Annotated in this window: 9 protein-coding genes; 1 reads left to right on the forward strand and 8 read right to left on the reverse strand. The window is 69.2% G+C overall.

The genetic code is table 11. The features are described from left to right. From ACI3KT_RS17395 to ACI3KT_RS17430, 8 genes are all read right to left on the reverse strand, one after another. Positions 1–639, reverse strand: a 639-nt coding sequence (locus ACI3KT_RS17395) for an RDD family protein (protein WP_404905722.1), incomplete at its 3' end; no start/stop codon positions are given. Beyond that, on the reverse strand, positions 636–3,041 hold the full coding sequence (locus ACI3KT_RS17400; RefSeq protein ID WP_404905723.1) for a transglutaminaseTgpA domain-containing protein: 2,406 nt from the start codon (positions 3,039–3,041) through the stop codon (positions 636–638). The genes ACI3KT_RS17395 and ACI3KT_RS17400, both read right to left, overlap by 4 nt. Then, entirely contained in the window at positions 3,038–4,303 is a 1,266-nt protein-coding gene (locus ACI3KT_RS17405; protein WP_307294264.1) for a DUF58 domain-containing protein, read from the reverse strand. The genes ACI3KT_RS17400 and ACI3KT_RS17405 overlap by 4 nt, the downstream gene beginning before the upstream one ends. Next, a complete protein-coding gene (locus ACI3KT_RS17410) occupies positions 4,300–5,271 on the reverse strand; it encodes a MoxR family ATPase (protein ID WP_292907639.1) in 972 nt (323 codons plus the stop codon). The genes ACI3KT_RS17405 and ACI3KT_RS17410 overlap by 4 nt, the downstream gene beginning before the upstream one ends. 40 nt (positions 5,272–5,311) lie before the next feature. Further along, entirely contained in the window at positions 5,312–11,377 is a 6,066-nt protein-coding gene (locus ACI3KT_RS17415; protein ID WP_404905724.1) for an Ig-like domain-containing protein, read from the reverse strand. A 123-nt stretch (positions 11,378–11,500) separates the two neighbouring features. Next, complete coding sequence (locus ACI3KT_RS17420; RefSeq protein ID WP_404905725.1) at positions 11,501–17,620, reverse strand: Ig-like domain-containing protein; 6,120 nt, start codon at positions 17,618–17,620, stop codon at positions 11,501–11,503. A gap of 138 nt (positions 17,621–17,758) precedes the next feature. Then, a complete protein-coding gene (locus ACI3KT_RS17425; RefSeq protein WP_404905726.1) occupies positions 17,759–23,839 on the reverse strand; it encodes an Ig-like domain-containing protein in 6,081 nt (2,026 codons plus the stop codon). Between the two features lie 117 nt (positions 23,840–23,956). After that, a complete protein-coding gene (locus tag ACI3KT_RS17430; RefSeq protein WP_307294256.1) occupies positions 23,957–24,712 on the reverse strand; it encodes a DUF4870 domain-containing protein in 756 nt (251 codons plus the stop codon). A 193-nt stretch (positions 24,713–24,905) separates the two neighbouring features. Here ACI3KT_RS17430 and ACI3KT_RS17435 point away from each other — a divergent pair, with 193 nt between their 5' ends. Continuing rightward, positions 24,906–26,339: a DUF222 domain-containing protein gene (locus ACI3KT_RS17435; RefSeq protein ID WP_404905727.1), complete on the forward strand. Its 1,434-nt coding sequence runs from the start codon at positions 24,906–24,908 to the stop codon at positions 26,337–26,339. Positions 26,340–26,409: the final 70 nt, after the last annotated feature.

The following is a 26,409-nucleotide window of genomic DNA, read 5'->3' on the forward strand; positions in this document are numbered from 1 at the left end:
CGCGACACCGTCCACTGGCGCGTTCGCGTTCGCGAACGCGCCAGTGGACGGTGTCGCGAACCCGCCCTGCACGCCCCCGGGGGCGGGGATCCCCGGGATCCCCGGCATCCCCGGCATCCCCTGCGGGATCGGAACGGCCGTCGTCGCGGGTGCCGGGCCGAAGTCGGGCACGGCGACAGGGAGCGGGCTCTTTCGCGCGTCGAGCACGACGGCCTTCGCCACACGGTCGTGCCAGCCCTGGAAGCGTCCTGAGCTGTCGAACAGCGGCGTGAAGTAGCCGACGATGATCCAGCCCGATACGCCGAACACGACGTTGCGCAGCAGAGCACGGCCGAATCCCACCGGCATCCCGTCATCGGCGGACGCGAGGCGCACGCCCTGCGCGCGCATGCCGATGGATCCGGACTTCGCCTGCATGGCCGTGTACACGAGCAGCCAGCCCAGGAGCACGAGCAGCAGCGCTCCGTAGCCGATGGACAACACGATCAGCATCGCCTCGAACGACCCGGAGGTCCCCGCGATCACTCCGACGATCACCGCCGCGACGATCGCGACCCCTCCGGCGATGAGCGCATCGATCAGATAGGCGACCGCACGCCGCGAGATCGGCGCGATGCTGTCGATCGCTGGCTCAGTCATGGGGTCTCGCTCTCGGCTGAGGTGGACGTCTTCGTGCGGCTGCTGCCCTTGATCGTGCCAGGTTCACGGCGAACCCGCGCGGCTGCGGCATCCTTCAGATTCTGCATGCTGTTGGCGACGGCCGTCCCGCCGATCAAGGAACGCAGGTTGAGGCGAGCGCGCAGGCGCTTCCAGAACCCGGCATCCTTTCCGAGGCCTCCGACGATCCCGTCGACCTCGGCCCAGAATTCGTCGACCTGGGCCGGTGTCGGCTCGGAGGGGCCGAACACCTCGGCGTCCGCGCGGTCCGCGAGAGCCGTGACAGCGGGGATCGGGAGGGACGCGGCGAGGGTCGCCGCCTCCTCGGCGCGGGTGCCGCCCGGCGCCAGCCGGGCGCCGTAGTCGATCGCGCGGTCCGTGAGCTCGTCCCACCCGCCGGTGATCCGATCCGCCGTCCGAGCGGCGTTGCGGCGTGTGCGGCGCTTCGCCGCCTTCCACGCTCCGACCACGATGAACGGCGACGCGAGCAGGGCCATCACGCCGAGCGCGGTCCCGCCGATCGCAGCGATCAAGCCGAGCAGGGCGGCGAGGTTGAAGGTCTCGTCGTCGCCCTTGCGGTCGTCGGGAAGCGTCGGCGGCAGGTCGACCGGTTCCTGCGGCGGGGGCGGCGGCTGCAGCACCTGCGGCTTCGGGTCGACCTTGGGCTTGGTGTTCTGATCGTTCGGTACCTTGTCCTCCGGCGGGGTCGGGTTGAACGTCACCCAGCCGATGTCCTCGAAGTTGACCTCGACCCATGCGTGGACGTCATCGCCCGTCGCCGCGAACTCGGCCTCGCCCTCCTGGTCCTCGTCGGGGTAGTAGCCCATGACGACGCGGGCCGGGATGCCGACTTCGCGAGCGAGCAGCGCCATCGCGACCGCGTACTGCTCATCGTCGCCGATCATCTGGTCGCCGCCGATGAGAGTCGAGATGCGCTCCGAGGTGTGCCCGGCGCGCGAGAGCACCTCGCCTTCCAGGCCGTGGCTGAAGAATCCGCCGTCTGCGAGGAAAGTCTCGAGTGCCCGCACCTGCTCGATCGGGGACTCCGCTCCCGCGACCGTCTCGGCGGCGAGGGAGGTCAGCTCCTCCGGCACGTTGCTCTGCTTGGGCAGCGCGACCTTGCCGAAGTCGACGTCGGCGAGCTGCGTGTCGTCGAGCTTCGCCGGAATCACGGTGTCGACCGTGTACGTGTCGCCGCTGGTGAGCTTGGCCGTGACGACAGCGGTGCCCGTGTCGTTGTTGTAGTACCCCGAACGGCGCAGCTCATCGGCGCGCTTGCCGGTGAAGTCGATCTGGGAGACGGCGCCGGCATCCGGCATCCACACTCCGCTGTAGTCCTCGATGGCCACCTTCAACGTCACCGGGACGCCCTTCGCCTCGGGCGACATGTTCGAGCGCAGCGGGGCGAAGGCGCTCGAGGAGCCGGGGCCGCCATCGGTGACGTTGTAGACCTGGCCGTCGAACTGATCCATGACCGCGATCCGGATGCGCGCTCCCTTGGGCAGGCCGCTCACCGTGAACAGCGTGTCCTCGGACTCGTCGCGCACGTTCTTGCGGAACGACTGCAGGGGACTCGGATAGTCGTGGATGTTGAACGGGGGGATCACGACATCGCGGAACACGTGCCGCGGCTGAACCGGCTGGGCGATCGCGCTGGAGGCGATCCCTGCACCGCCGGCCACCGCGAGCACGGCGACTCCCGCCAGCAGTCTCCGCATGCGCATGTACGCCGCGCGGGCGGGGTCGACCTCGCTCACCGAGACGGCGGCGTTCTGCGGCGCCCACAGCTGACGCAGCGCGAGCCAGGAGATGGCGAAGATCGCGAACACGAGGCCCTGAGCCAGCGGGAAGGCCGGCTCGGGGGTCCCCAGAACGATCGCGAGGATCAGGACGACGCCCGCGGGGATCAGCGCCCAGCCCACCTGACTCAGCCGGAGGGCGAGGGATGCCGTGAGCACGGCGCCCACGAGCGAGAGCAGGAACGGCACGATGAGGTGGCCGTCGGCAGCAGCGACCGGCGCCACCGTGGTCAGCATCTGCTTCCACGAGGTGACGGTGCCCAGAGCGAGCTTCTGAAGCGTGTCGATCGTCGGAACGAACCCGAGGAACGCGGTGTGCGGCAGGGCGAGAGCCCCGCCGAACACGAAGTACGCCGCGACGGTCAGCCCGGTGATGATCAGGATGCCCCAGCGGCGCCAGGCCGCGACCGCGGCGATCGCAAGCCCCAGGAGTATGCCGCCGACGACGGCGGGAAGGTAGGAGGGGCCGGCGAACGTCGTCCAGAATCCGGTCATCGCGACCGCGGTGAGCACCGCGGCGGCGCCGAGGTCGAGGATCCAGCGGCGCAGAGGCAGCGCCGCGGGTGCGGTGGCGGGGGCGGTCATGCGAGCACCTTCTGCAGGGCGAGGGGGATCTGTTCCAGCGCGCCGATGGTCACGACATCGGCGTCTCCGATCCGCCGCAGTCCCGGCGTCGTCGCGGTGCGATCCGCGACCACCGCGAGCACTCTGGCGCCGAAGGGCAACCGCGAGCATGCCATGCGCAGATCGTCGCTGCGGACTTTCGAGCCGCAGATGAGCACCACGACGCTGGCGAGCGGCATGGTCCTCGCGAGCACGCCGGCGAGCTCGTCGATGCCGCCGCGGCGCGGGCGCGAGTTCTTGACGGCCGACAGCGAGTCGAGCAGCTGCTTGCCTGTGCCGGAGGGGAGCTCACGGCCCTGCACGCGCACGTCGACCCGCTGCGAGTCGCGGATCGCCCGCAGTCCGATCGACCCTGCCGCCGAGATCGCGAGTTCGAAGTCCTCGGGCGTCGCGTACTCCGAGGCCGCGCGCGACAGGCCGATCACGAAGTGCGAACGGCGCGTCTCCTCGTACTGGCGCATCATCAGGGTGCCGGTGCGCGCCGTGGACTTCCAGTGCACGTGGCGCAGGTCGTCGCCGGGCTGGTACTCGAGCAGAGCGTGGAAGGAGACGTCGTCGCGCGAGAGGTCGGTGGCAGGAAGCCCTTCGAGATCCCGCAGGTATCCGAGCGACTGACCGTCGAACAGGATGGTCCGCGGGTGCACGAACAGATCCACCGGATCGTCCCGGTGGTGGGCCCGCTCGAACAGGCCCAGCGGGTCGCCGCGGACGACGCTCACCGGGCCGACCTTCACGACGCCCCGCTTCTGCGTCGGGATCGTGAACAGCTCTTCGGCCTCCTCCCCCGGGGCGAGGCGCTGGATGCCGAACTCGCCACGGCCGGCGCCGACGGGCAGCACCACGCGCGAGGGCAGGATGGCCCTGGTCCCGCGGTTCGCGAGCTTCAGGGCTCCGATCGCGCGTTCTCCGACCACGACACGCGTGCGCGCCAGATCGAGCGACACGTCGTAGGCAGTGCGTCCGATCAGGAACAGCGCGCACAGCACGACGGTGATCGCGATCACCACGGCCGCGAACGTGAACTCCGCCCAGCCGCCGATCTGCCCGATGATCCAGAAGCCCACGGCGAGGGCCATCAGCACCCAGGCGAGTGGACGGATCGCCGCCGTGATCCTGCGAAGGCGCGCGAGGAGCCGCGCGCCGATGACCGCCGCGATGTCGCGCCAGCCGGCGTCGCGGGTGGTCGGCGCAGGCGACGCCTCGAGTGCCTCCGTGGTCATCATGCCGCCGTTCGCGCCTGGGGTGCCGGAACGGAGTCGAGCACGCGGGCGATGACGACCTCGCCGGTGGTTCCGGCGAACTCGGCCTCGGCGTCGAGCAGCAGGCGATGCTGCCACACCGGGCGCGCGAGCGTCTTGATGTCGTCGGGGAGGACGAAGTGACGGCCGTGCGTGGCCGCCCAGACCTTCGCCAGGCGGACCATCGCGATCGCACCTCGCACCGAGACGCCCAGGCGCACGCCCGAGTCCTTGCGAGTCGCCTCGGCGAGCTCGGCCACGTAGCGCAGCACAGCGGGCTCGACGTGCACGGTCGCGCCCAGGTCGGCCATGTCGGCGACCGCGTTGGTCGTGATCACGGCGGTCAGGCCGGCGGAGGGGTTGCGATCGGATGCTCCGGCGAGGATGCTCTCGGTGATCGCCAGATCGGGGTAGCCGATCGAGGTCTTGATGAGGAAGCGGTCGAGCTGCGCCTCGGGGAGCTTGTACGTGCCCGCCTGCTCGATGGGGTTCTGGGTGGCGATCACCAGGAAGGGGCGACCGGTCTCGTGGGTCACGCCGTCGACCGTGACGCGTGACTCCTCCATGACCTCGAGGAGCGCCGACTGGGTCTTCGGCGAGGCGCGGTTGATCTCGTCGGCGAGCACGATCGACGCGAAGATCGGTCCCTTGTGGAACTCGAAGCGATGCTGCTGCTGGTCGTAGATGGTCACGCCGGTGACGTCGGACGGCAGCAGGTCGGGCGTGAACTGGATGCGGGCGCTGGTGCCCTGCACGGTGGAGGCGAGCGCCTTGGCGAGGCTCGTCTTGCCGGTGCCGGGAGCGTCCTCCAGCAGCACGTGCCCCTCTGCGAGCATCGCGGAGAGCACGAGCGCGACGACCTCGCGCTTGCCCTGCACGGCCTTGTCGACGTTGTCGACGAGACGGGTGAAGGTTCCCTGGAACCAGGTCGCCTGCTCAGGGGTCATTGTCATGGGGATCGTGTTCCTGTTCTCGTGTGGGAGTCGGTGAGCGTCAGTACCAGACCAGCGCCGTGGCGTATCTGTCGAGCTCTTTGATGTAGACGCGGACCGTGTTGCCGGGATAGCCGTAGTAGCAGTTCAGATCGACGCTGCCGTTGGCGGGCACATGCTGAGCCTGCGAGCCTCCCCATCGACCGCCGTCGTCGCAGGCCAGGTGATAGCTTCCGGGGTTCGCGAAGTTCGAGACCGTGAGACGCACCCTGGCGCAGGACGACGATCCGCAGTCGGGCCATGATCCGGACGCGCCCTTCTCGGTCCTCAGCACCTCGGCCGGCGGGTCGTTGGTCCGTGCCGAATCGGAGGCGACCGGCGACCACTGCCCCTCGGAGTCCTGCGCGCGCACCTTGATGCTGTGGGTCTGCTTGTAGCCGTCGCCCACCGTGCGCGAGCCGCTCATTCCGACGTTCGTCCAGGCGCCGTCGTCGACGCTGATCTGCACGACCGAGATGGGACGGCCGTTGTCAGATCCGGAGGCGTCCCACGAGAGCTTCACCTGGGTGCCGAGGTTCTGCGCCTTCGCCGTCGGCGCGAAGGGCACGCCGAAGGGTACAGCGGTCGCCGCGTTCGACGGGGCGCCCGAGTAGGTCGAGCCGTTCACGGACGCCACGCCCCTGACCTCGACGGTGTAGCTCGCGCCGTTGGTGAGGCCCGAGATGTGGGTGCCTGACAGTCCCTGCCAGCCGCCGCCGTTCAGTCTGTACTGGTACGAGACCTCGCCGGTTCGCGCACCGTTGCGCGCGCCGGGCGTGTACTGGATGTCGATGAACCGGTCGCCCGGCTGCGCGACGAGACCGGTGGGAGCACCGGGAGCCGTCACTCCGCGGCGCGGAGCCGACGGGGCGCTGTAGTCACCCCATCCGGCCTTGTTGTGGCCCCTGATGCGGAAGGTGTACTCGGTCTCGCTGGTGGGCAGCGTCACGGCCTGGCTCGTGGCGCCGGCGCCCGGCGTCAGGGTGCGCACGAGCGCCGACCCCTCGTAGACCTCGAGCTGATAGCTGTCGATCGCGTCGCCGTTGTTGTCGGGAGTCGCCCAGTTCACCTGCATCTGGGCCTGCGAACCGACAGGAGAGAGCTCCTGCGTCGTCGGCGCGGCGGCGGCGAGCGGAGGCCCGGCGGGGATCTCGGATGCCGACCAGCCGCTCCAGCTCGACGGCTCCGGCGCCTTGTTGTGCGCCTGGATGCGCACCTGGTAGTTCGTGCCGTTCTCGAGCCCCTCCCAGGTCAACGAGTTGCCGGTGACCTCCTTCTGGGCAATCCCGGAGGGCGGGGCGGGAGAGATCTCGAGCGTGTAGCGCTCGACGGGGGAACCAGGGGTCGACGGCGTCGACCAGCTCACGGCGAGAGACTTGTCGCCGAAGACGAGTGCGGGCGGGTTCGGGGTGTCGGGTCGCGCATCGGGACGCGCGACCGCGGAGACCGCGGAGGGCTCGCTCTCGCCGACCCTGTTCGTCGCCGTCACCTGGAACGTGTACTCGACGTTGTTGGTGAGCCCGTCGAGCGTGCAGGTCGTCGACTGGCAGTCCTTCGAGTACGCGCCGCCGCCGGCCGCCTTCACGGTGTACTTCGTGATCGCGGCGCCGTTGTTCGACGGAGCCGAGTACGAGACCACGACGGTGCGGTCCTGCACGCTCACGACCGTCGGTGCACCCGGTGCGTCGGGCACGCCCTGCACGGTGACGACGACCTGTCCGTCGGCCTCGCGATCAGCATCCTTCGTCGCATCCTGGATCCGGTAGCGCACGACCATCGTCCCGACGAAGTCCTTCGCCGGGGTGACGATCAGTTCATCGCCCTTCTTGTCGACCTCGCCAGAGCCCGACTCGACGACGTACGACACGATCTTCAGCGGCGTCTCGGGGAACGGGTTGAAGTCGTTGGCGAGAACGGGCACGTTCACCGCGCGCCCCTGATCGGCCTCGGCGATGGTGTCGGTGTTGGCCGCGGGCAGCGCTCGGGTCGACGCCGCGACGATGACGGTGATGGTTCCCTCGACGGGTTCGGTCTCGCCGTCGGAGATGCGCAGCGTTAGCGTCAGCGCAGTGCCCTTCTTCGCGCCAGACGAGGCCTCGACCTTCAGCTCATCGCCGTCGACCTTCGCCGTGACGCCCTTGCCTGCTCCGCTCACGTATTCGAACTCGTGCTCGTCATCGACGTCGGGATCGACCGTGAGCGCTTCCAGGTCGAGCGTCGTCGCTTCCTCGCCCGGTGCGACCTGCACCTCGCCGCTGATGAACACCGGCGGCTGGTTCTCGGACGGCAGCACGTCGATCGGGATCGTCAGGGTGGACGTCCGGCCGTCGGGGTCGTCGGGTCCGGTGCCGTCCGTGACTTCGAAGGTGAGGGCGTCCTGACCGAAGTAGTCCGGGGCCGAGGTGTAGACGAGCGTGGTCTCGTCCTTCACCAGGTCGGAACCGTCGGCGTGCACGGCGCTCACCTTGGCGTGCTCGGTGATCCGCGTCGTCCCGCCGCCCGCCACCACGACGTACTTCGACAGCGGCAGCTCGATCGTCTCGCCGCTGACCACTTCGACCGGCTTGGTCGAGTCGAGCGCCGGACGCAGACCCGAGACCGCGGGGACGAAGATGAACGCCGAGGCCTCCAGGCCGTCCTGGTCGGTGAGCGTGTAGCGGATGAGCTGCTGCTCGTCGGTGACGGTGACGCGCACCTCGCCGTTCTTGAGCAGGGTCGCGCCGGAGCCGAGGTCGAGTGCGAGCCCCTCGGTCGTGCCGTCGGGGTCCTCGTCGTTCTTCAGGATGTCGATGTCGGCCGTGAGGCCGCCCTCGGCCACATCCTCGGAGCGGATGCGGTCGTCGCGGGCGATCGGCGCCACCAGGGGCACGTCCTCGTCGACCGTGATCTGCAGCACCGCCGACGCCGTCGCACCCCGCGCATCGCGGATCGTGTACTGCAACGACGTCTCCAACGCACGATCGGGCGCATCCACGAGAACCCGGTCCCCCGACACCCGCGCCGACAGCCCGTCGATCTCCGGGACCTCGAGTCCATCGTTCTCCTCATCGACCAGAGTGATCTTGTCACCCTCTGGATCGGAGTCGTTCGCCATCACCGGCACCGCGATCTCACGCCCAGGACGCACCACCACCGCATCCTTCACCGCATACGGCTCCTGATTGACCAACTGCACCGGAGCGATGCCCACGCGGATGCTCGCCGTGCTCTCCTTGCCGAGATGATCGCGCACGCGGTAGGTGAAGGAGTCGACCCCGGAAGAGCCTCGGAACGCCTCGTAGGTGAAGAAGTTCGGCCCGGTGGCGGTGATGCGGCCCTTGGTCGGGCTCGAGGCGATGTCGAGAAGCTCGACGGAGTCGCCGTCCGCGTCGATGCCGTCGAGCGGCACCGCGATGTTGGTCTCGGATCCGGCGAGCGCTCTCGAGACGAGGTCGTGCGGGCGCGGTGCCGAGTTGGTGGCCTCGTCGACGGGAAGCACCTGGATCGTGACGAGTCCGGCGGCCTTCTGCTGATGGGAGTCGACGGCCTCGTACGTGAGGTACACCGTCTTCGCCTCGGACCCGGCCTTGAACCGCACCGTGTCCTGCGACACGAACGCCTCGCCGTCGGCGGGGTCGACGAGCGGCTCGATCAGCTCGGGCGCGACGTGCAGGGCATCGCCGCTCGGCTGCACGTCGTTGTCGAGCACCGGAATCGTGACCACATCGCCCGCACGCACATAGGCGGTGTCGGGGGTGGCGACCGGCGGCAGGATGCTGTCGGGGGCGGGGATCGGGATCACGATCACTTCGCCGTCGGCGGATGCGGAGCCGTTCGAGATCGTGTACTCGATGCGGATCTGCCCATCGAGCGATCCCTGGTCGGTGATCCGCAGCGTCTCGTGGTCGAGCACCGAGACCGAGACCCCGCTGCTCGGGTCGATCGAGACCGACTGCACGACGAGGATCCCGCCGCCGGGGTCGGTGTCGTTGGCCAGCACGCCGACCAGTACGTCGCCGCCTGCGGGCAGCAGCGCGACGTCGCGGACCGCGATCGGCGGGAGTTCGGAGGCGCTCGCGTCGAGCACGTCGACTCTGACCAGACCCTCGGCGTTCTTCGGACCCGCGGTCGCCAGATACTGCACGTAGTAGGTCCCGGCGGCCTGCGCGGTGAAGCTGAACTGCTGGTTCGTGAAGTCGGGCGCCACGGCCGCGCCGGGCGCATCGCCCACGCGCCCCAGCCGCAGCGGCTCGGCCCCCGAGCTGGTGTCGTTGCTCAGCGGAGACACGGTCACCTGCTCGCCGACCCTCGTCACGACGTGGTCGGCGTTCGTCTTCGGATCGGTGCTGCCCTCGGCTCGCACATCGAGCGTGATCGTCGCCGTGCCCACCTCGCCGAAGCCGTCAGCGACGGTCACCTCGACGTCCTTGCGACCCTGCAGGCTCGCCGTGGCCTTGTAGCTGATCTGCCCGTCGGTCGTGAACTCGACCTCGTCGCCGGGTGCCGCGACGACCGACTTCAGGTAGATGTCGTCGCCGTCGGGGTCGATCCAGTCGGGGAGGATGTTGTACGAGATCGTGCCGCCGGTCTCGACTGTGAGACTCGTCTTGCGCTTGGGGCCGGGGGCCGAGTTCACGTCCCATCCGTGCACCGAGAGCGTGACGACCGCGGTGTCCTTGCCCCCACGTCCGTCGTCGGCCTCGTAGGTGAAGCTGCCCGTCCCCGACGCCTTCTCATCGACGGCGATCTGCAGCGATCCGCCGTCCTGGATCGGCTGCACGGTGCCGAGCGCCGGCTGCTGCTCGGCGAGCGCGGCGACCAGCACGTCGCCATCGGGATCGTTGTCGTTGTCGAGCACCGGCAGCATCGTCGACGCACCAGGGCGGACGCCGAAGGAGTCGTCTTCGGCGACCGGCGGGGTGTTCTGATCCGAGCGCTCGGGGAGCGTCGTCTGGACCGTCTCCTCCGTGGTGTCCTCCTGGTCGTCCGATTCGCCTTCCGGCGGGACCAGATCCTCCCAGTTGTCGACCTGCGACAGACTCTCGTCGGCGAGCCACGCTTCTCCGCCGACCGCGTCGTTCAGCACGATCACATCGCGGTTGACCCGGAAGGTCAGAGCGGTCGAGTTCCGAGCGCCCGGTATCTGCGCCTCGACGTCACTCGCATCACCCGTGCAGTCACGGACGAATCGCGCGCTTCCGGCCCAGGCGGCGTAGGCGCAGCCGAGCAGCGAGACCGGTGCCGCCGGCTCGCCATCGCCGCCGGCCTTCGTCGTCGTCGGCTCACCGCCGTCGAGCGGCACCGAGACGAGCTCGTCCCTCGTCGCGACCAGCACGGCGGATGCCGCCGCAGACGACTGCTGGAGCACGGCATCCGCCGCGTCCCCGATGCTCGTGCGGAACCCGCCGGGCGTCGTCAGCACGCCTGCAGCGGCGTCGAAGACGACGGGAGTCCGGCCGACGACCGTGATCTGCGGGGCCTCCGAGGTGTCGAGATCGCCGACCGACGCGGTAGAGGAGTCGAGCGGCTGCCCTTCGCGGTCGACCGGGATCGTGACGATTTCGCCGCGCGAGGCGGACAGCCCGAACACGGTGCCGTCCTGGGCGACCGCGACCTCGGCGCCCTCGCCCAGTTCGGCGACGGGCTCGGCGGTCTCGGGTTCGAAGGCGGCGATGCCGCGCACCGGAACGACCCAGAGATCACCGGAGTCGCGATCGAGGACGGCTGCGGTGCGATCGCCGAGCGCCACCTTCGCGGATGCCGGGATCTTGGCGGAGTCGCCGAGCGTGACTCTGGCGGGGTCGACCGCGGTGACGGTCGACGCCGCCTCATCGACCACGAGGACGTTCGTCTCGTCCTGGAGGATGTCGTAGTTCTCGGCCGCGGTCCGCAGCCCGCCGTCGAGGAGCGTCGACTCGTGGTTGAAGTGCCCGACGAGCAGACTCGACGTCTTCGTGATCCAGACGCCGCCGTCGTTCAGATCGACCTTGGTCGTCGGGTTGCCCTGGTACGCGAACGCGAGTGTGGTGAGGGCGACCGCACCGGCGGCGACGCCTGCGGCGGACGCGAGCCGTCGCGGGCGCGCACGCATCCACGTCAACGCCTTCATCCCCGGACTCCCCCCTGGGTCAGTCACTCGCACTCTCCGCGCCCCGCGAGCGGCGACGCACCCGTCGAGTCTAACCGCCGAGGCCTCTAGCGCCCATGGGCAGAGCTGCCCACGGGCGGGCGGTCAGTTCCATGCTCGTCGCTCGTACTCCGTGCCGTTGATGACGGCGGACGCCTGATAGGTGCCGTAGCCGCGTGAGCCGTGGTAGCAGCCGAGCCGGCCCTCGTAGTGCCCGTTGCCGTCCGTGGTCACGGAGTACGGACCGCCCCATGAACCCCAATAGCCGTCGGCAGGACGGTAGTCGGCGCACTGCACCGAGTACGAGGTGTTGGCCGCGAAGTTGTCCATGTGCACGTAGTACCAGGCGCAGGTGCCGTCGCCGCAGTTGTCCTGGCCGTTGGCGTCACCGTCCGAGGTGATGTAGGCGGTGGGCGGGGGCGGCGGATCAGAAGCGGCGCTCGCCGTCGCGCTCTCGACGGTCTGGCCGACTGCATCCGTCGCTCTCACGCGGATGCTGTGGGTCTGGCTGTGGCCATTCCCCACCGTCTGCGCTCCGCTGTTGGCGACCGTCTGGTAGCCGCCCCCGTCGATGCTGATCTCGACCTTCGTGATCGCACGTCCGTTCGCCGAGACGTTGCCGTCCCACCCCAGCGTCACGCTGGTGCTGTTGCCTGCTGCCGTCGCTCGCGGCTGCTTCAGCGGGCCGTACGGGTTGCCTCTCGCCACGTCCGAAGAGTCGCCGGGGTAGGCGGTTCCTGCCACGGTGGCGAGAGCGCGGACGGTCACGTTGTAGTCGGTGCCGTTGGCGAGGCCGCCGATGACGCCGTTGCCCGGCAGGTTCGCCCACGAGCCGCCGCCGTTGAGCGAGTACTGGTAGGCGATCTCGCTCGCCGCGGCGCCGTTGCGAGCGCCCGGTGTGTACGCCACCTGCAGCTGGCCGTCGGCGCCGGTCGGCTTCGCGGTGACCCCGGTGGGCTTGCCCGGCCGGTTCACGCCGCGGCGCGGCGCCGAGGCGTCGCTGTAGTCGCCCCAGCCGGCCTTGTTGTGCGCACGGATCCGGTACGTGTACGGCGTCTCCGAGGTCGGGACCGTCACGGCCTGCGTCTTGGCGTCTGCGGCGGGCGTGATCGTGCGCACCAGGGTGCCGCCCTCCCACACCTGCAGCTCGAGCGCGTCGAGCTTGTCGCCGTTGATCCCCGGCGGCACCCAGCTGACCTGCATCTGCGCCTGCGTGCCGACGCCCTGGATCTCGGCGGTGGTCGGAGCCCCAGGCTTCAGCGGAGGACCCGCAGGGACCTCCTTCGCCGACCAGGTGCTCCAGGCCGACGGCTCCGGAGCCTTGTTGTGCGCCTGCACCCGAACCTGGTAGTTCGATCCGTTCTCGAGGCCCTCCCACACGAGAGAGTTGCCCGTCACCTGCTTCTGAGTGATACCAGACGGGGGCGCCGGCGAGATCTCGAGCGTGTAGCTCTCGACGGGAGATCCCGGCGTCGACGGGGTCTTCCAGCTCACCGAGAGCGACCGGTCGCCGAACACGAGCGTCGGCGGAAGCGGAGTGTCCGGTCGGGCATCGGGGCGCGCCACCTCGGACGCCGCGGAGGGCTTGCCCTCGCCGACCCTGTTGGTCGCGGTCACCTGGAACGTGTACTCGACGTTGTTGGTCAGCCCGTCGAGCGTGCAGGTCGTCGAGGTGCACTCCTTGCTGTACGACCCGCCCTTGACCGACTTCACGGTGTACCTCGTGATCTCGGCCCCGTTGTTCGACGGAGCGCCGTAGGAGATCACGACCGTGCGATCCTGCACACTCGTGATGGTCGGGGTGCCCGGCGCATCGGGGACGCCCTGCACCGTGACGACGACCTGCCCGTTCGCCTCGCGCTCGGCATCCTTCGTCGCATCCTGGATCCGGTATCGCACCACCATCGTCCCGACGAAGTTCGCTGACGGGGTCACGACGACCGAGTCGCCCTTCACCGACGCTCCCCCGTTGCCCGACTCGGTCACCGCGGACACGAGCGTGAGCGGGGTCTCGGGGAAGGGGTTGAAGTCGTTGGCGAGCACCGGCACGGTGATGCTCTTGCCCTGGTCGGCCTCGGACACCGTGTCGGTGTTCGCCGCAGGGAGGGGACGCGTGGATGCCGTCACCATCACCTGTACGGTCCCCTCGACGGGTTCGGTGACGCCGTCGGTGATCCTCAGCGTGAGCGAGGCGACGGTGCCCTTGTCGACATCGGAAGAGGCCGAGACGCGCAGCGTCGCTCCGTCGACCTCTGCCTTGATCCCGGAGCCTGCCCCGCTGACGTACGTGAACGTGTGCGAGTCCGCGTCGTCAGGATCGGGGTCGTCGGTGAGCGCGGCGAGGTCCAGCCCGATCGCGTCCTCACCCGGGGCGACCTCCATCTGCGCGCCCGTGAACGAGGGCTGCTGGTTCTCCGGCGGCAGCACATCGATCGGGATGGTGAGCGTCGCCTTGCGCCCCTCCGGATCATCCGGGCCGGTGCCGTCGGTGACTTCGAACGTCACCGCGTCCTGGCCGAAGAACCCGGCCGCCGACGTGTAGACCAGCGTCGTCTCGTCTTGCACGAGGTCGGCGCCGTTCGCGTGGATGGCGCTGACCTTCGCATGCTCGGTGATGCGGGCGGTGCCTCCGCCGGCGATCGTCACATACTCCGACAGCGGCAGCGACTTGGTCTCGCCGCTGACCACTTGCACGGGCTTCGTGCCGTCTTTCAGGGTCGGCCGCAGACCGGAGATCGCGGGGACGAAGATGAACGCCGAGGCCTCCAGACCGTCGCGGTCGGTCAGCGTGTAACGGATCAGCTGCATCTCGTCTGTGACGGTGACGCGCACCATGCCGTCGTCGAGCTCCCTGGCGCCCGTGCCGAGGTCGAGTGCGAGCCCCTCGGTCGTGCCGTCCGGGTCCTCGTCGTTCTTCAGGATGTCGATGTCAGCGGTCAGCCCCGTGCCCGTGAGATCTTCAGGACGGACGCGGTCGTCGCGCGCGACGGGCGCCAGCAAGGGCACGTCCTCGTCGACCGTGATCTGCAGCACCGCCGACGCCGTCGCACCCCGCGCATCGCGGATCGTGTACTGCAACGACGTCTCCAACGCACGATCGGGCGCATCCACGAGAACCCGGTCGCCGGAGACCCGCGCCGACAGCCCGTCGATCTCCGGGACCTCGAGTCCATCGTTCTCCTCATCGACCAGAGTGATCTTGTCACCCTCTGGATCGGAGTCGTTCGCCATCACCGGCACCGCGATCTCACGCCCAGGACGCACCACCACCGCATCCTTCACCGCATACGGCTCCTGATTGACGTCCTCCGGTGGCGCGATGCCGACCCGGATCGTCGCGGTGCTCTCCTTGCCGAGATGGTCACGCACCAGATAGGTGAAGGTGTCGACCCCGGTCGACCCGTCGAGCGCCTCATAGGTGAAGTAGTTGGCGCCGGTGGCGGTGATGCGCCCCTTCGTCGGGCTCGATGAGATGTTCAGAAGCTCGACGGAGTCGCCGTCGGCGTCGATGCCGTCGAGCGGCACCGCGATGTCGATCTCGGTGCCGCTCAGCGCTCGCGCGGTGATGTCCTTCGGGCTGGGCGCAGCGTTCGTCTCGGCGTCGACCGGCAGGATCTGCACGGTCACGTAGCCCGCGGCCTTCTGCTGGCGGGAGTCGACGGCCTCGTACGTGAGATACACCGTCTTCGCCTCGGAGCCGGCCTTGAACCGCACCGTGTCCTGCGACACGAACGCCTCGCCGTCGGCGGGGTCGACGAAGGGCTCGATCAGCTCGGGCGCGACGTGCAGGGCATCGCCGCTCGGATGCGTGTCGTTGTCGAGCACCGGGATGGTCACGACGTCGTCGGCGCGCACGTACACGATGTCGGGATTCGCGACGGGCTGGAGGATCTTGTCGGGGGCGGGGATCGGGATCACGACGACCTCGCCGTCGGCCGAACCGGTGCCGTTCGAGATCGTGTAGCTGATGCGGACCTGATCCTTGAGCGCACCCTGATCGGTGATCCGCAGCGTCTCGTGATTGAGCACGGAGACCGAGACGCCGGTGCGGTCTTCGATCGACACGGACTGGATGACCAGGACGCCGCCCGAGGGATCGATGTCGTTGGCCAGCACGCCGACGAGGACGTCTCCGCCGGTGGGGAGCAGGGTGACGTCGCGCACGGCGACGGGCGGCAGCTCGCTCGCGGCCGCGTCGAGCACGTCGACGCGGACCAGTCCCTCGCCGTTCTCGGGTCCGGCCGTGGCGAGGTACTGAACGTAGTACGTGTTCGGGACGTCGGACTCGAAGGTGAAGGTGTCGTTCGTGAAGTCGGGCAGAACCGTGGCGCCGGCGACTTCGTCGGCACGCCCGAGCCGCAGGCGCTCGCGACCGGAGCTGGTGTCGTTGGCCAGCGGGGAGACCGTGACCTGCTCGCCGACGCGGGTCACGACGTGGTCGGCGTTCGTCTTCGGCGCGGTCGACCCCTGCGGACGCACATCGAGCGAGATCGAACCCGTGTAGACCTCCCCCAGCGCGTCCGCGATCGTGACCTGAACGTCCTTGCGTCCCTGCAGGCTCGCCGTCGCCTTGTAGGTGATCTGGCCGTCGGTGGTGAAGTCGACCTCGTCGCCCGGCGCCGGCTCGACGTTCTGGAGATAGATGTCGTCGCCGTCGGGGTCGATGTAGTCGGGGAGGATGTTGTAGGAGATCGTGCCGCCGCTCTCGACCGTCAGGCTGGTCTTGCGTTTGGCCGTCGGCGCGGCGTTCACATCGCCGTCGTGCACCGCGAGGGTGACCACGGCCGTGTCCTTGCCGCCGCGGCCATCGTTCACCTCGTATGTGAACGACGCCGTGCCCGACGCCTTGGCGTCGACGGCGATCTGCAGCGAGCCGCCGTTCTGGATCGACTGCACGGTTCCGATGGAGGGCTGCTGCTCGATCAGCTCGGCGACCAGAACGTCGCCGTCCGGGTCGTTGTCGTTGTCGAGGACCGGCAGCAGCGCGGTCGCCCCTGGGCGCACGCCGAAGGCGTCGTCTCCTGCTTCCGGAGGGGTGTTCTCCGCCTTGCGATCGGGGAGCGTCGTCTCCACCGTCTCCTGGGTGGAGTCCTCTTCGTTCTCGGTCTCACCCTCGGGCGGAGTGATGTCGTTCCAGTTGTCGACCTGCTGCAGGCTCTCGTTCGCGAGCCACGCTTCGCCTCCCACCGCGTCGTTCAGCACGATGACGTCGCGGTTGACGCGGAAGGTGAGCGAGGTCGATGCCTCGGCTCCGCTGATCCGGGCGGAGACGTCGTCCTCGGATCCGGCGCATTCGCGCACGAAACGGGCGGACCCCGCCCAGGCGCCGTACGTGCAGCCGCGCAATGAGACAGGTTCGGCGGGGATGCCGGCGCCCCCTGCTTTGGTCGTGGTCGGCTCGCTGCCGTCGAGCGGCACGCTCACCAGTGCGTCGGCGGTGGCCAGCACGACCTCGCCGGATGCTGCGGACGCCCGCTGCAGCACCGCGTCCGCAGCATCCGCGATCTTCGTCCGGAACCCGCCGGGGGTGGTGACCACTCCTGCTGCCGCGTCGAGGACGACGGGCACTCGCCCGACGGCCGTGATCTTCGGGGCGATGGAGTCGTCGATGTCGCCGAGGGAGGCCGTCGAGGACGCGAGCTCCTGGCCCTCGCGGTCGACCGGGATGGTGACGACCTCGCCGCGCTCCGCGGACAGGCCGAACACGGTGCCGTCGGAGGCGACTGTCGCATCGGCCCCGGTGCCGAGGTCAGCGGCGGGTTTCGCGGATTCGATCTCGAAGGCGGCGATGCCCTTCACGGGCACGACCCAGAGCTTTCCCGACTTCTGGTCGAGGATCGCGGCCGTCTTGTCGCCGAGCGCGACCTTCGCCGACGCCGGGATGCGGCTGTTGTCACCGAGCGCGACGCGTGCGGCGTCGATTGCCGTGACCGAGGACGAGCCGCGGTCGACGAGCAGGATGTTGCTCTTGTCCTGCAGGATGTCGTAGTTCTCGCCGGTGGTCCGAAGACCTCCGTCGAGCAGGGTCGACTCGTGATTGAAGTGCCCCACGAGCACGCTCGAGGTCTTCGTGATCCATACGCCGCCGTCGTTCAGATCGACCTTGGTGGTGGGGTTGCCCTGGTATGTGATCGCCATCGTGGTGATGGCGACGGCCGCGATGGCGACTCCGGCCGTCGACGCCAGCACCTTCGGACGCGCGCGCATCCACGACAGCACCCTCATACCCGGTTCCCCCCAGGGCCACGCTCTCGGGTGCCCGCGCATGCGCGCTGAGGCACTCCACGCCCGTGCCGAGTCTAGCCGTCGGCGGTCGTGCACCCATGGGCAGTTCTGCCCATGGGTGCACGCTCGTGACGGCGTCTAGAAGTTGCCCTCCTGCGCGCTCGACGGGTTGCCGCCGATGATGTTCACGCCCTTCCGGGTGACGTAGCCGTTCCAGCAGTCGATGATCACCGATCCGTTCGAGGGGATGTCGACGGGGAACCCCGCGTTGGTCGAGAAGACCTTCCCGTCGGCGGTGCACTCGACGCGGTACGAGCCGCCCGCGAAGTTCTTGGTGTTCAGCTTGAGGTTGTAGCAGGGTCCGCCGTTCACGCTGGTGCAGCCGTTCGTCTTCGCTTCACCTCTGGTGACCCACGCCTCGGGTACCGGCTTCGAGTCGGTCACCGCCGATGCGGACACCACGTTCGACCACTGGCCGGCCTCGTCCTTGGCCTTGACCTGGATGCTGTGCGTCTCGCTGTACCCGTTGCCGAGGTTGCGGCTGCCGCTCAGACCGAGGTCCTGCCAGCCGCCGTTGTCGAGGCTGACCAGCACCTGCACGATGTTTCGGCCGTTCGGGTTCGGCGGGGACCAGGCGACCTTGACCGACGTGCCCTGGTTCGCGGCCGAGACACCCGGGTTCCGCACCGGCCCGTACGGCCGAAGCGGGGCCGAGGACGCGGACGACGCCCCCGGTTGCGATTCCTGCCCGTTCACGACCGAGTACGCCCTGACCCGGACCGTGTAGCTGGCGCCGTTGGCCGCGTTGATGCGCGTCCCGTCCCAGCTGCGGCTCCACGCGGCGCCGTTGAGGGAGTACTCGTAACGCACTTCTCCGCTTGCCGCGTTCGCCCCGTTGGTGTCTGCGACGCTGTATGTCACGGTGACGTAGCCGTCGTGCTCCTGCGCCCCGGTGATGGTCGGCGCACCCGGGCTGCCGAACGCGCGCTGCGGCGCCGACGCGGGACTCTGCGCGCTCCAGCCGGCTTTGTTGCGGGCGAGCACGGCGTATGTGTAGTCGGCCGTCGACGTCGCCACGGTCACGGTCTGGCTGAGCTGGGTGCCGGGGATGCCGGTGACGCGGTTCACGACGCTTCCGCCGCGCATCACGATGAGCTGGTACTCCGCGATCGCGTCGCCGTTCTGAGGCGCGGCGCCCCAGGTCACGGTCATCTGCGCCTGGTTGCCGACCGACGGCGCGCTGTGCGCCGCGGGCGCGGCCACCGTGCCCGGAACTCCGGCCGGGATCTCTGCGGCCGACCACCCGCTCCAGCTGGACGGCTCAGGCGCTCGGTTGACGGCCTGCACGCGAACCTGGTAGTTCGCGCCGTTCTCCAGTCCGTCCCAGGTGAGCGAGTTGCCGGTCACGCCGGTCTTCTGAGCGATTCCCGATGGCGGGGCCGGCGAGATCTCGAGCGTGTACGACTCCACCGGCGAACCAGGCGTGGTCGGCGTCACCCAGGAGACCTTGAGGCTCTTGTCGCCGAACACGAGCTTGGGCGGCTGCGGGGTGTCGGGGCGCGCATCGGGGCGGGCCACGGCCGAGGTCGCCGAGGGCTTGCCATCGCCGACGCGGTTGGTCGCCACGACCTGGAACACGTACTCGACGTTGTTCGTGAGCCCGTCGAGCGTGCACGTCGTCGAGGTGCACTTCTTCGTGTAGTTGCCCGCGACGGAGGTCACGGTGTACGAGGTGATCTCGGCGCCGTTGTTCGCCGGCGGCGACCAGGAGAGCACCACGGTGCGGTCCTGCACGCTCGACACCGTCGGGGTGCCGGGTGCCTCCGGCACACCCTGCACGGTTACGACGATGCGACCGTCGACCTCGCGGTCGGCATCCTTCGTCGCATCCTGGATGCGGTAGCGCACCACCATGGTCCCGACGAAGCTGGCATCGGGTGTGATCTTCACCTCGCTCGCGGTGAACGACACCGCGCCCGATCCCGTCTCGGACACGGCGGAGACGACCTTCAGCGGTGTCTCGGGGAACGGATTCACGTCGTTGTCGAGCACGGGCACCGTGATGGACTTGCCCTGATCGGCTTCGGGGACGGTGTCGGTGTTCGCCGTCGGCAGCGATCTGGTGGACGCGGCGACCAGCACCGCCACCGAGCCCTCGACAGGCTCGGTCGTTCCGTCGTCGATGCGCAGCTGCACGGTCGCGCTCGTCCCCTTGGGCGTGCTCGAATCGGCTTCGACGAGCAGCTTCGTGCCGTCGATGCGCGCCTTCACGCCGCCGCTCGGCTGACCGCTGACGGTGAAGCTGATGTCGTCCGCGTCCTCGGGATCGGGGTCGGTCGTGAGGGCGGCGAGATCCAGAGTCGTGGCCGGCTCTCCGGGGGCCACCTCGACCTGGCCGTTCACGAACACCGGCTGCTGGTTCTCCGGCGGCAGCACCGTGATGGGGATCGTGATGGTCGCCTTCCGACCCTCGGGATCGTCCGGACCGGTGCCGTCGGTGACCTCGAATGTCAGCGCGTCCTTGCCGAAGTACCCCGGCTTCGACGTGTAGACGAGGGTCGACTGGTCCTTGATGAGCGGCGCTCCGTCGGCGTTCACCGCGCTCACCTTCGCCGCCTCGGTGATCACGACGTCGCCACCGCCGGCGACCGTGACGTACTTCGACAGCGGAAGCTCGATCGTCTCGCCGCTCTTGACCACGACCGGCTTCGTGGACGTCGGCGTCGGGCGCAGTTCGCTCAGCGCCGGGACGAAGAGGAAGGCGGAAGCCGCCTGGTCGTCCTGATCGGTGATCGTGTAGCGGATGAGCTGACGCTCCGCGCCGACGGTCACCCTGATGGAGCGGTCGTCCTGCACGACGCCGCCGGATTCGACCGACAGATCGAGCGCGTCGACGGTGCCGTCCGGGTCCTCGTCGTTCTTGAGCACATCGACGTCGACGCGCAGGCTCTCCTTCGCGTCGGCCGCGACCACGCGATCGTCGCGCGCCGTCGGCACCTTCAGCGGCACGTCCTCGTCGACGGTGATCTGCAGCACGGCCGTCGCCGTGGCTCCCCTGGCATCGCGGATCGTGTACTGGATCGACGTGTCCATCGACGTGTTCGGCGCCTTCACCACGACACGGTCGCCCGACACGCTGGCCTCGACACCGGCATCGGGAGCGATCTCCAGCCCCTTCTTGACCAGCGAGATCGCATCGCCTTCGGGGTCGGAGTCGTTCGCGAGCACGGGAACGGCGATCGTCCGGCCCGGCCGCACGACCACCGTGTCCTTGACCGCGTAGGGCGCCTGGTTCGCCGCGTCTCCCGGCGCGATGCCGACCCTGATCGTCGCCACGCCTTCCTTGCCGAGGCGATCGCGCACGCGATAGGTGAACGAATCGACTCCGGTCGCATCCTCGAAGGCCTCGTACACGAGGTAGTTGCTGCCCACCTCGGCGACCTGGCCCTTCCCCGGTGCGCTCTCCTGACCGATGAGCTCCACGGAGTCACCGTCCGCGTCGATGCCGTCGAGCGGAACCGCGATGCGCACGGTCGACCCGCTGAGCGCGCGCACGGTGAGGTCCCTCGGCTTCGGGGCGGAGTTCGCCTCCTCGTCGATCGCGCGGACCTGGATCGTGATGTATCCGGCATCCTTCTGGCCCGCCGAGTCCACCGCCTGATAGGTCACGTAGACGGTTCCGGGTGTGTCGGACGCACGGAACCGCACGAAGTCCTGCGAGACGAAGGCTTCGCCGTCCTTCGGATCGACCAGCGGCTCGACCAGTTCGGGATCGACGTGGAGCACATCGCCGTTGGGATGCGTGTCGTTGTCGAGCACCGGAATCGTGACCACGTCGCCGGCGCGGACCACGACCTCATCGTCGTTGGCGACGGGCGGCATCAGCTGCGCCGGCCGAGGGATCGGGATCACGATCACGTCTCCCTCGGCGGTCTGCGTGCCGTTGGAGATGCGGTAGCTGATGCGCACCTGCTCATCGAGGGCACCCTGGTCGCCGATGCGCAGAGTCTCGTGATTCAGCACGGAGACCGAGATGCCGCTGTGCGGCGGCACCGTGACCGACTGGACCACGAGGATGCCGCCCGAGGGCTCCGTGTCGTTGCCGAGCACGCCGACGAGGACCTCGCCGCCCGACGGCAGCAGCGCGACGTCGCGCACCGCGATCGGCGGCAGCGCGGTCTCGGAGGGCGGCATCACATCGACTCTGACCAGACCCGGCACCGCGTTGGGACCCGCGCTGACGAGGTACTGGGCGTAGTAGACGCCTGCGGCATCCGAGCGGAACGTGAAGGAATCGTTCTGGAAGTCGGAAACGATGGTCGCTCCCGCCACCTCGTCGACCCTGACGAGACGCAGCGGCTCTCGCCCTGAGCTCGTGTCGTTGACAAGGGGCGCGACGGCGATGGTCTCACCGACGCGGGTCACGACGTGATCGGCGTTCGTCTTCGGGAGCGTGGACCCCGCCGGTCGGACGTCGAGCCGCAGCGTGCCCGTGGTGGTCTCGCCGAGTCCGTCGGACACCACGATCTGGATATCCTTGCGCCCCTGCAGGCTGGCGACCGCGCGATAGGTGACCTGGCCGTCGGTCGTGAAGTCGACCTCGTCTCCCGGGGCGGCGATCACGTCCTGCAGATACATGTCGTCGCCGTCGGGGTCGAGCCAGTCGGGCAGCACGTTGTACGAGACGGCGCCCCCTTCTTCGACGGCGAGCGCGGTCGTGCGCTGCTGCCCGGGCGCGCCGTTGACATCCCACCCGTGCACCGAGAGCTGCACCGTCGCCGACGCTTTGCCTCCTCGCCCGTCGTCGATGTCGTACTCGAACGATCCGCCGCCCGTGGTGTCTTCGTCGACCGCGATCTGCAGGGCGCCGCCGTTGTTCACGGGCTGCACGTCGCCGAGCGCGGGCTGGCTCTGCGCGAGCGCGGCGACGAGCACGTCGCCGTCGGCGTCGGTGTCGTTGTCGAGCACCGGGAGCATCGTCGTGCGTCCAGGACGGACGCCGAAGTCGTCGTCCTCAGCGACGGGGACCGTGTTCTGCTCACTGCGCTCGGGGAGTGTGGTCTCCACCGTCTCCTCGGTGGTGTCCTCCTGGTTCTCCGACTCGCCCTCCGGAGGGACGATGTCGTCCCAGTTGTCGACCCGCTGCAGACTCTGGTTGGGCAGCCATGCCGCTCCGCCGACGGTGTCGTTCAGCACGATCACGTCCCGGTTCACACGGAAGACCAGGCGCTTCGAGCCCTCGGCATCCGGGATCTGCTGGTTCACGTCGTTCGTGTCGCCCTCGCACTCCCGCACGAAGGTCGCCGATCCGGCCCAGGCGCCGTAGGCGCAGCCGCGGAGCCACACCGGCGCCGCCGGCGCCCCCGTGCCGCCGACATCCGTCGTCGTCGGCTCGCGGCCGTCGAGCGGGATGCTCAGAAGCGAGGATGCCGTGGCCACGGACACCGAGCCCGTCTGCGCCGACGGCTGCTGCAGCACCGCGCCATCGGCGTCGGGGATCTCGGTGCGGATGCCGCCGGGGGCGAGGACGACCCCCGCCGCGGAATCCAGCACCACGGGAGTGCTGCCGACCGCGGTGATCGACGCCGTCTCGGAATCGTCGATCTCTCCGATGGAGGACGTGGAGGGCTCCAGCCCCTCGCCTTCGTTGTCGACGGGAACCGTGACGACCTCGCCGCGCGCCGAGGAGAGCCCGAACACGGTGCCGTCCTTCGCCACGGTGACGTCGGCGTCCGCGCCGAGTTCAGCAGTGGGATCGGCGGCCTTGATCTCGAACGACGAGAGCCCCTTGATCGGCACGACCCACAGATCGCCGGATTTGCGGTCCAGGACGGCAGCGGTCTGATTCCCGAGCGCGACCTTCGCCGAGCCGGGGATCGCGGTCGAATCCGCCAGTGTGACGTGCGCGGGGTCGACGACCGTCGCGGTGGCGGCGTCGGTGTCGACGACGACGACGTTCGCGGCATCCTGAAGGATGTCGAAGCTGTCGGTGCCGTTGCGCAGCCCGCCGTCGAGAAGTGCGGACTCGTAGTTGAAATGCCCGACGAGCAGGCTCGAGGTCTTGGTGATCCACACGCCGCCGTCGTTCAGGTCGACCTTGGTGGTGGGATTGCCCTGGTAGGAGAAGGCCAACGTGGTGATCGCGACGACGCCTGCGACGACGCCCGCCGCCGACGCCAGCGTCTTCGGCCGCGCGCGCATTCGCGAAAAGACCTTCATCTGGTGATACTCCCCCGGGGTTGTTGCTCGCCGCGCCGGCTCCGAGCCGACGACGCACCCGGCGAGTCTAGTTGTCGCGGACTGAACCGACGATGGGCAGACCTGCCCATCCCGCCCTCAGTCGCGGAGGAACGGGAGCGCGAGCACCGGGCGGTGCACAGCACGGTCGGAGACCACGCACCCGCGGATCATGGTGACCAGGCAGTAGACCCCGATGCCGAGCAGAAGGAGCACCGGGATGCCGATCCAGCCCGACGGCGCACTCCGATAGGCGCCGTACGACTCCTCATATGAAGAGATCGACGTCGCGATGCCGACGATCACGATCAGCGCATACGAGACGATCACGTACAGCAGGAAGCTGAGGGCCCAGTTCGCCGCCCAGCGCGCGTTCTCGCGGACGATCGGGAGGGGTGATCGACGCGCGCTCGAGCGTTGCACGAGCGAGACGATCACCGTCACGAGGGCGCCGACGTAGGGCACGAAGACGAGGAACTGCAGGCCCCAGAACTTTCGACCGCTGGGCACGACGTAGCCGTATGCGGGATAGCCGGGCGAGATCGGGTATCCGCCTTGCGCCATCGGGTAGCCCTGCGGCGTCGGGTAGCCCTGGGCGGGGTATCCGCCCTGTGCGCTCGGGTAACCCGGCGCCGGGTAGCCGCCCTGCGCGTTGGGGTAGCTCGGCGCGGGGTAGCCGCCCTGCGCCGTCGGGTAGCCCGGTGCGGGTGCCGGATGCAGAGGTGCGGGGCCGGCGGAGTGGCCGGGGTTCAGAGGAGCGAGCGGCAGGCTCTGCCCCGGTGGCACCGCGGGAGGAGCCGTCGGCTCGTAGGCGGATGCCGATCTCGGCTGCTGCGGATACTGCGCGTCGGACATGACTCTCCCCCGGCCAGTCGGGCTCCCCCTGAGTCCCGACGCTCCCATCCTCGCACGATCGAGGGCGCGCGATTCCGTCGCGTGGGAAGGCAGCCGCAGAGGCGCTCGAGCTCCGGTCCGAACTGCTGATGGATGAGGGGACACAGGCGACTGCCCCCTTCCTTTATTCGTACTTATGTTCTAAACTTGAGGCATGGCCTCCCTGGATGACGAGTTCGCGTTGCGGCAGACGCTGCTCGACGACTGGCTCGAGGCGCGCCGCCAGATCGCGGTCTTGGAGGCGCGGGCGTCCGATCTTCTTGCCGCCCGGTTGCGGGTGTACGACGCGGACGTGCAGGGTGACGGGTTCCACCGTGACGCGATGCACCGGTCGATGATCGCGGAGTACTCCGCCTCCGGCCGCATCGCGCAGGGCACAGTCGAGCGGGCGTTCGTCGACGCGTTCTTCCTTCAGCGGGACTACCCCGAGGTCGTGGCATCCTTCACGCGCGGACAGGTGACGGCGGCGCACGTTCACGAGATCATCTCGGCCGGGTTCGCTGTGCGCGACGCGATCGACGACGGGCGAGCGGATGCGGGCCTGCATCACATGTACGAGGCGGCCGCTCTCGTCGTCGCCGAAACCGCGACCCCGGCGCGAACGAAGGCACAGGTGCGTCAGATCGCAGCCGCCCTTGCCGGCGTCGGCGTCACCGAGCGGCATCGGCGCGCGCAGAGCGAGCGGACCGTGACGATGACGAGCGTGGGCGACGGTCTCGCGCTGCTGCAGCTCGTGCTGCCCGAGCACCTCGCAGTCGCGATCCTCGACCGACTGACTCAGGTCGCTCAGCATCTGATGAGCACCCGTGACGACTCCGACCCGGTGCTCGACCTCGACGTCCTCGACCGCGGTGACGACCCTGTGCGCCCAGAGAACCTCGACGCCGCCGACCCTGGCTGGGACGACATGGCCATCTTCGGCGAGTCCGACACGTTCACCACCGACCCGCTCGTTGACCCCCTCACCGACGACGCGTCACCCGACTGGGAGCATCCTCGGATCGATGACCGCGGAATCGACGCGGTGCGCGCCGATCTCGCCACCGACCTCCTCCTCGGCGCCGCCCCGACCACCGTGACCGGCACGGCGATCGAGAACATTCGCGGGCGGGTGCAGGTCACCCTGTCTGCGACGACCCTCGCCGACCACGACGACCGCCCCGCGGAGCTCGACGGGCATGGGCCCCTGCAGCCCGACGCCGCCCGCGACTTCGCCGGGCACGCCGACACCTGGTCGCGACTGTTCCTCTCCCCGACCGGGATGCTCGTCGAGACCGACGCGTACACACCGACCGCCGCGATGAAACGGTTCCTGCGTGCCCGCGACCCGCATTGCCGATTCCCCGGATGCCGGATGCCGGTGCACCGCTGCCAGATCGACCACAATCACGATCATGCTCTCGGCGGCAGAACCCGGCTCGACAACCTCTCGGCGTTCTGCGTCGGCCATCACACGCTGAAACACCCCGACCTCGATGAGCGGCACCGATGGACAGCGCGGCAGCTCCCCGGCGGAGAAGTGCAGTGGACCAGCCCTCTCGGTCGCGCGTACGTCGACCCGCCGCCCCGGCGAGTGATGTTCGTCTGACCGATCACGCACCGGGTTCAGCGATCACGCACCGGGTTCAGCGTTCACGCACCGGGTTCAGCGTTCACGC

This window comes from Microbacterium sp. ZW T6_19, from assembly GCF_044987465.1.
Lineage (GTDB): Bacteria > Actinomycetota > Actinomycetes > Actinomycetales > Microbacteriaceae > Microbacterium > Microbacterium natoriense_A.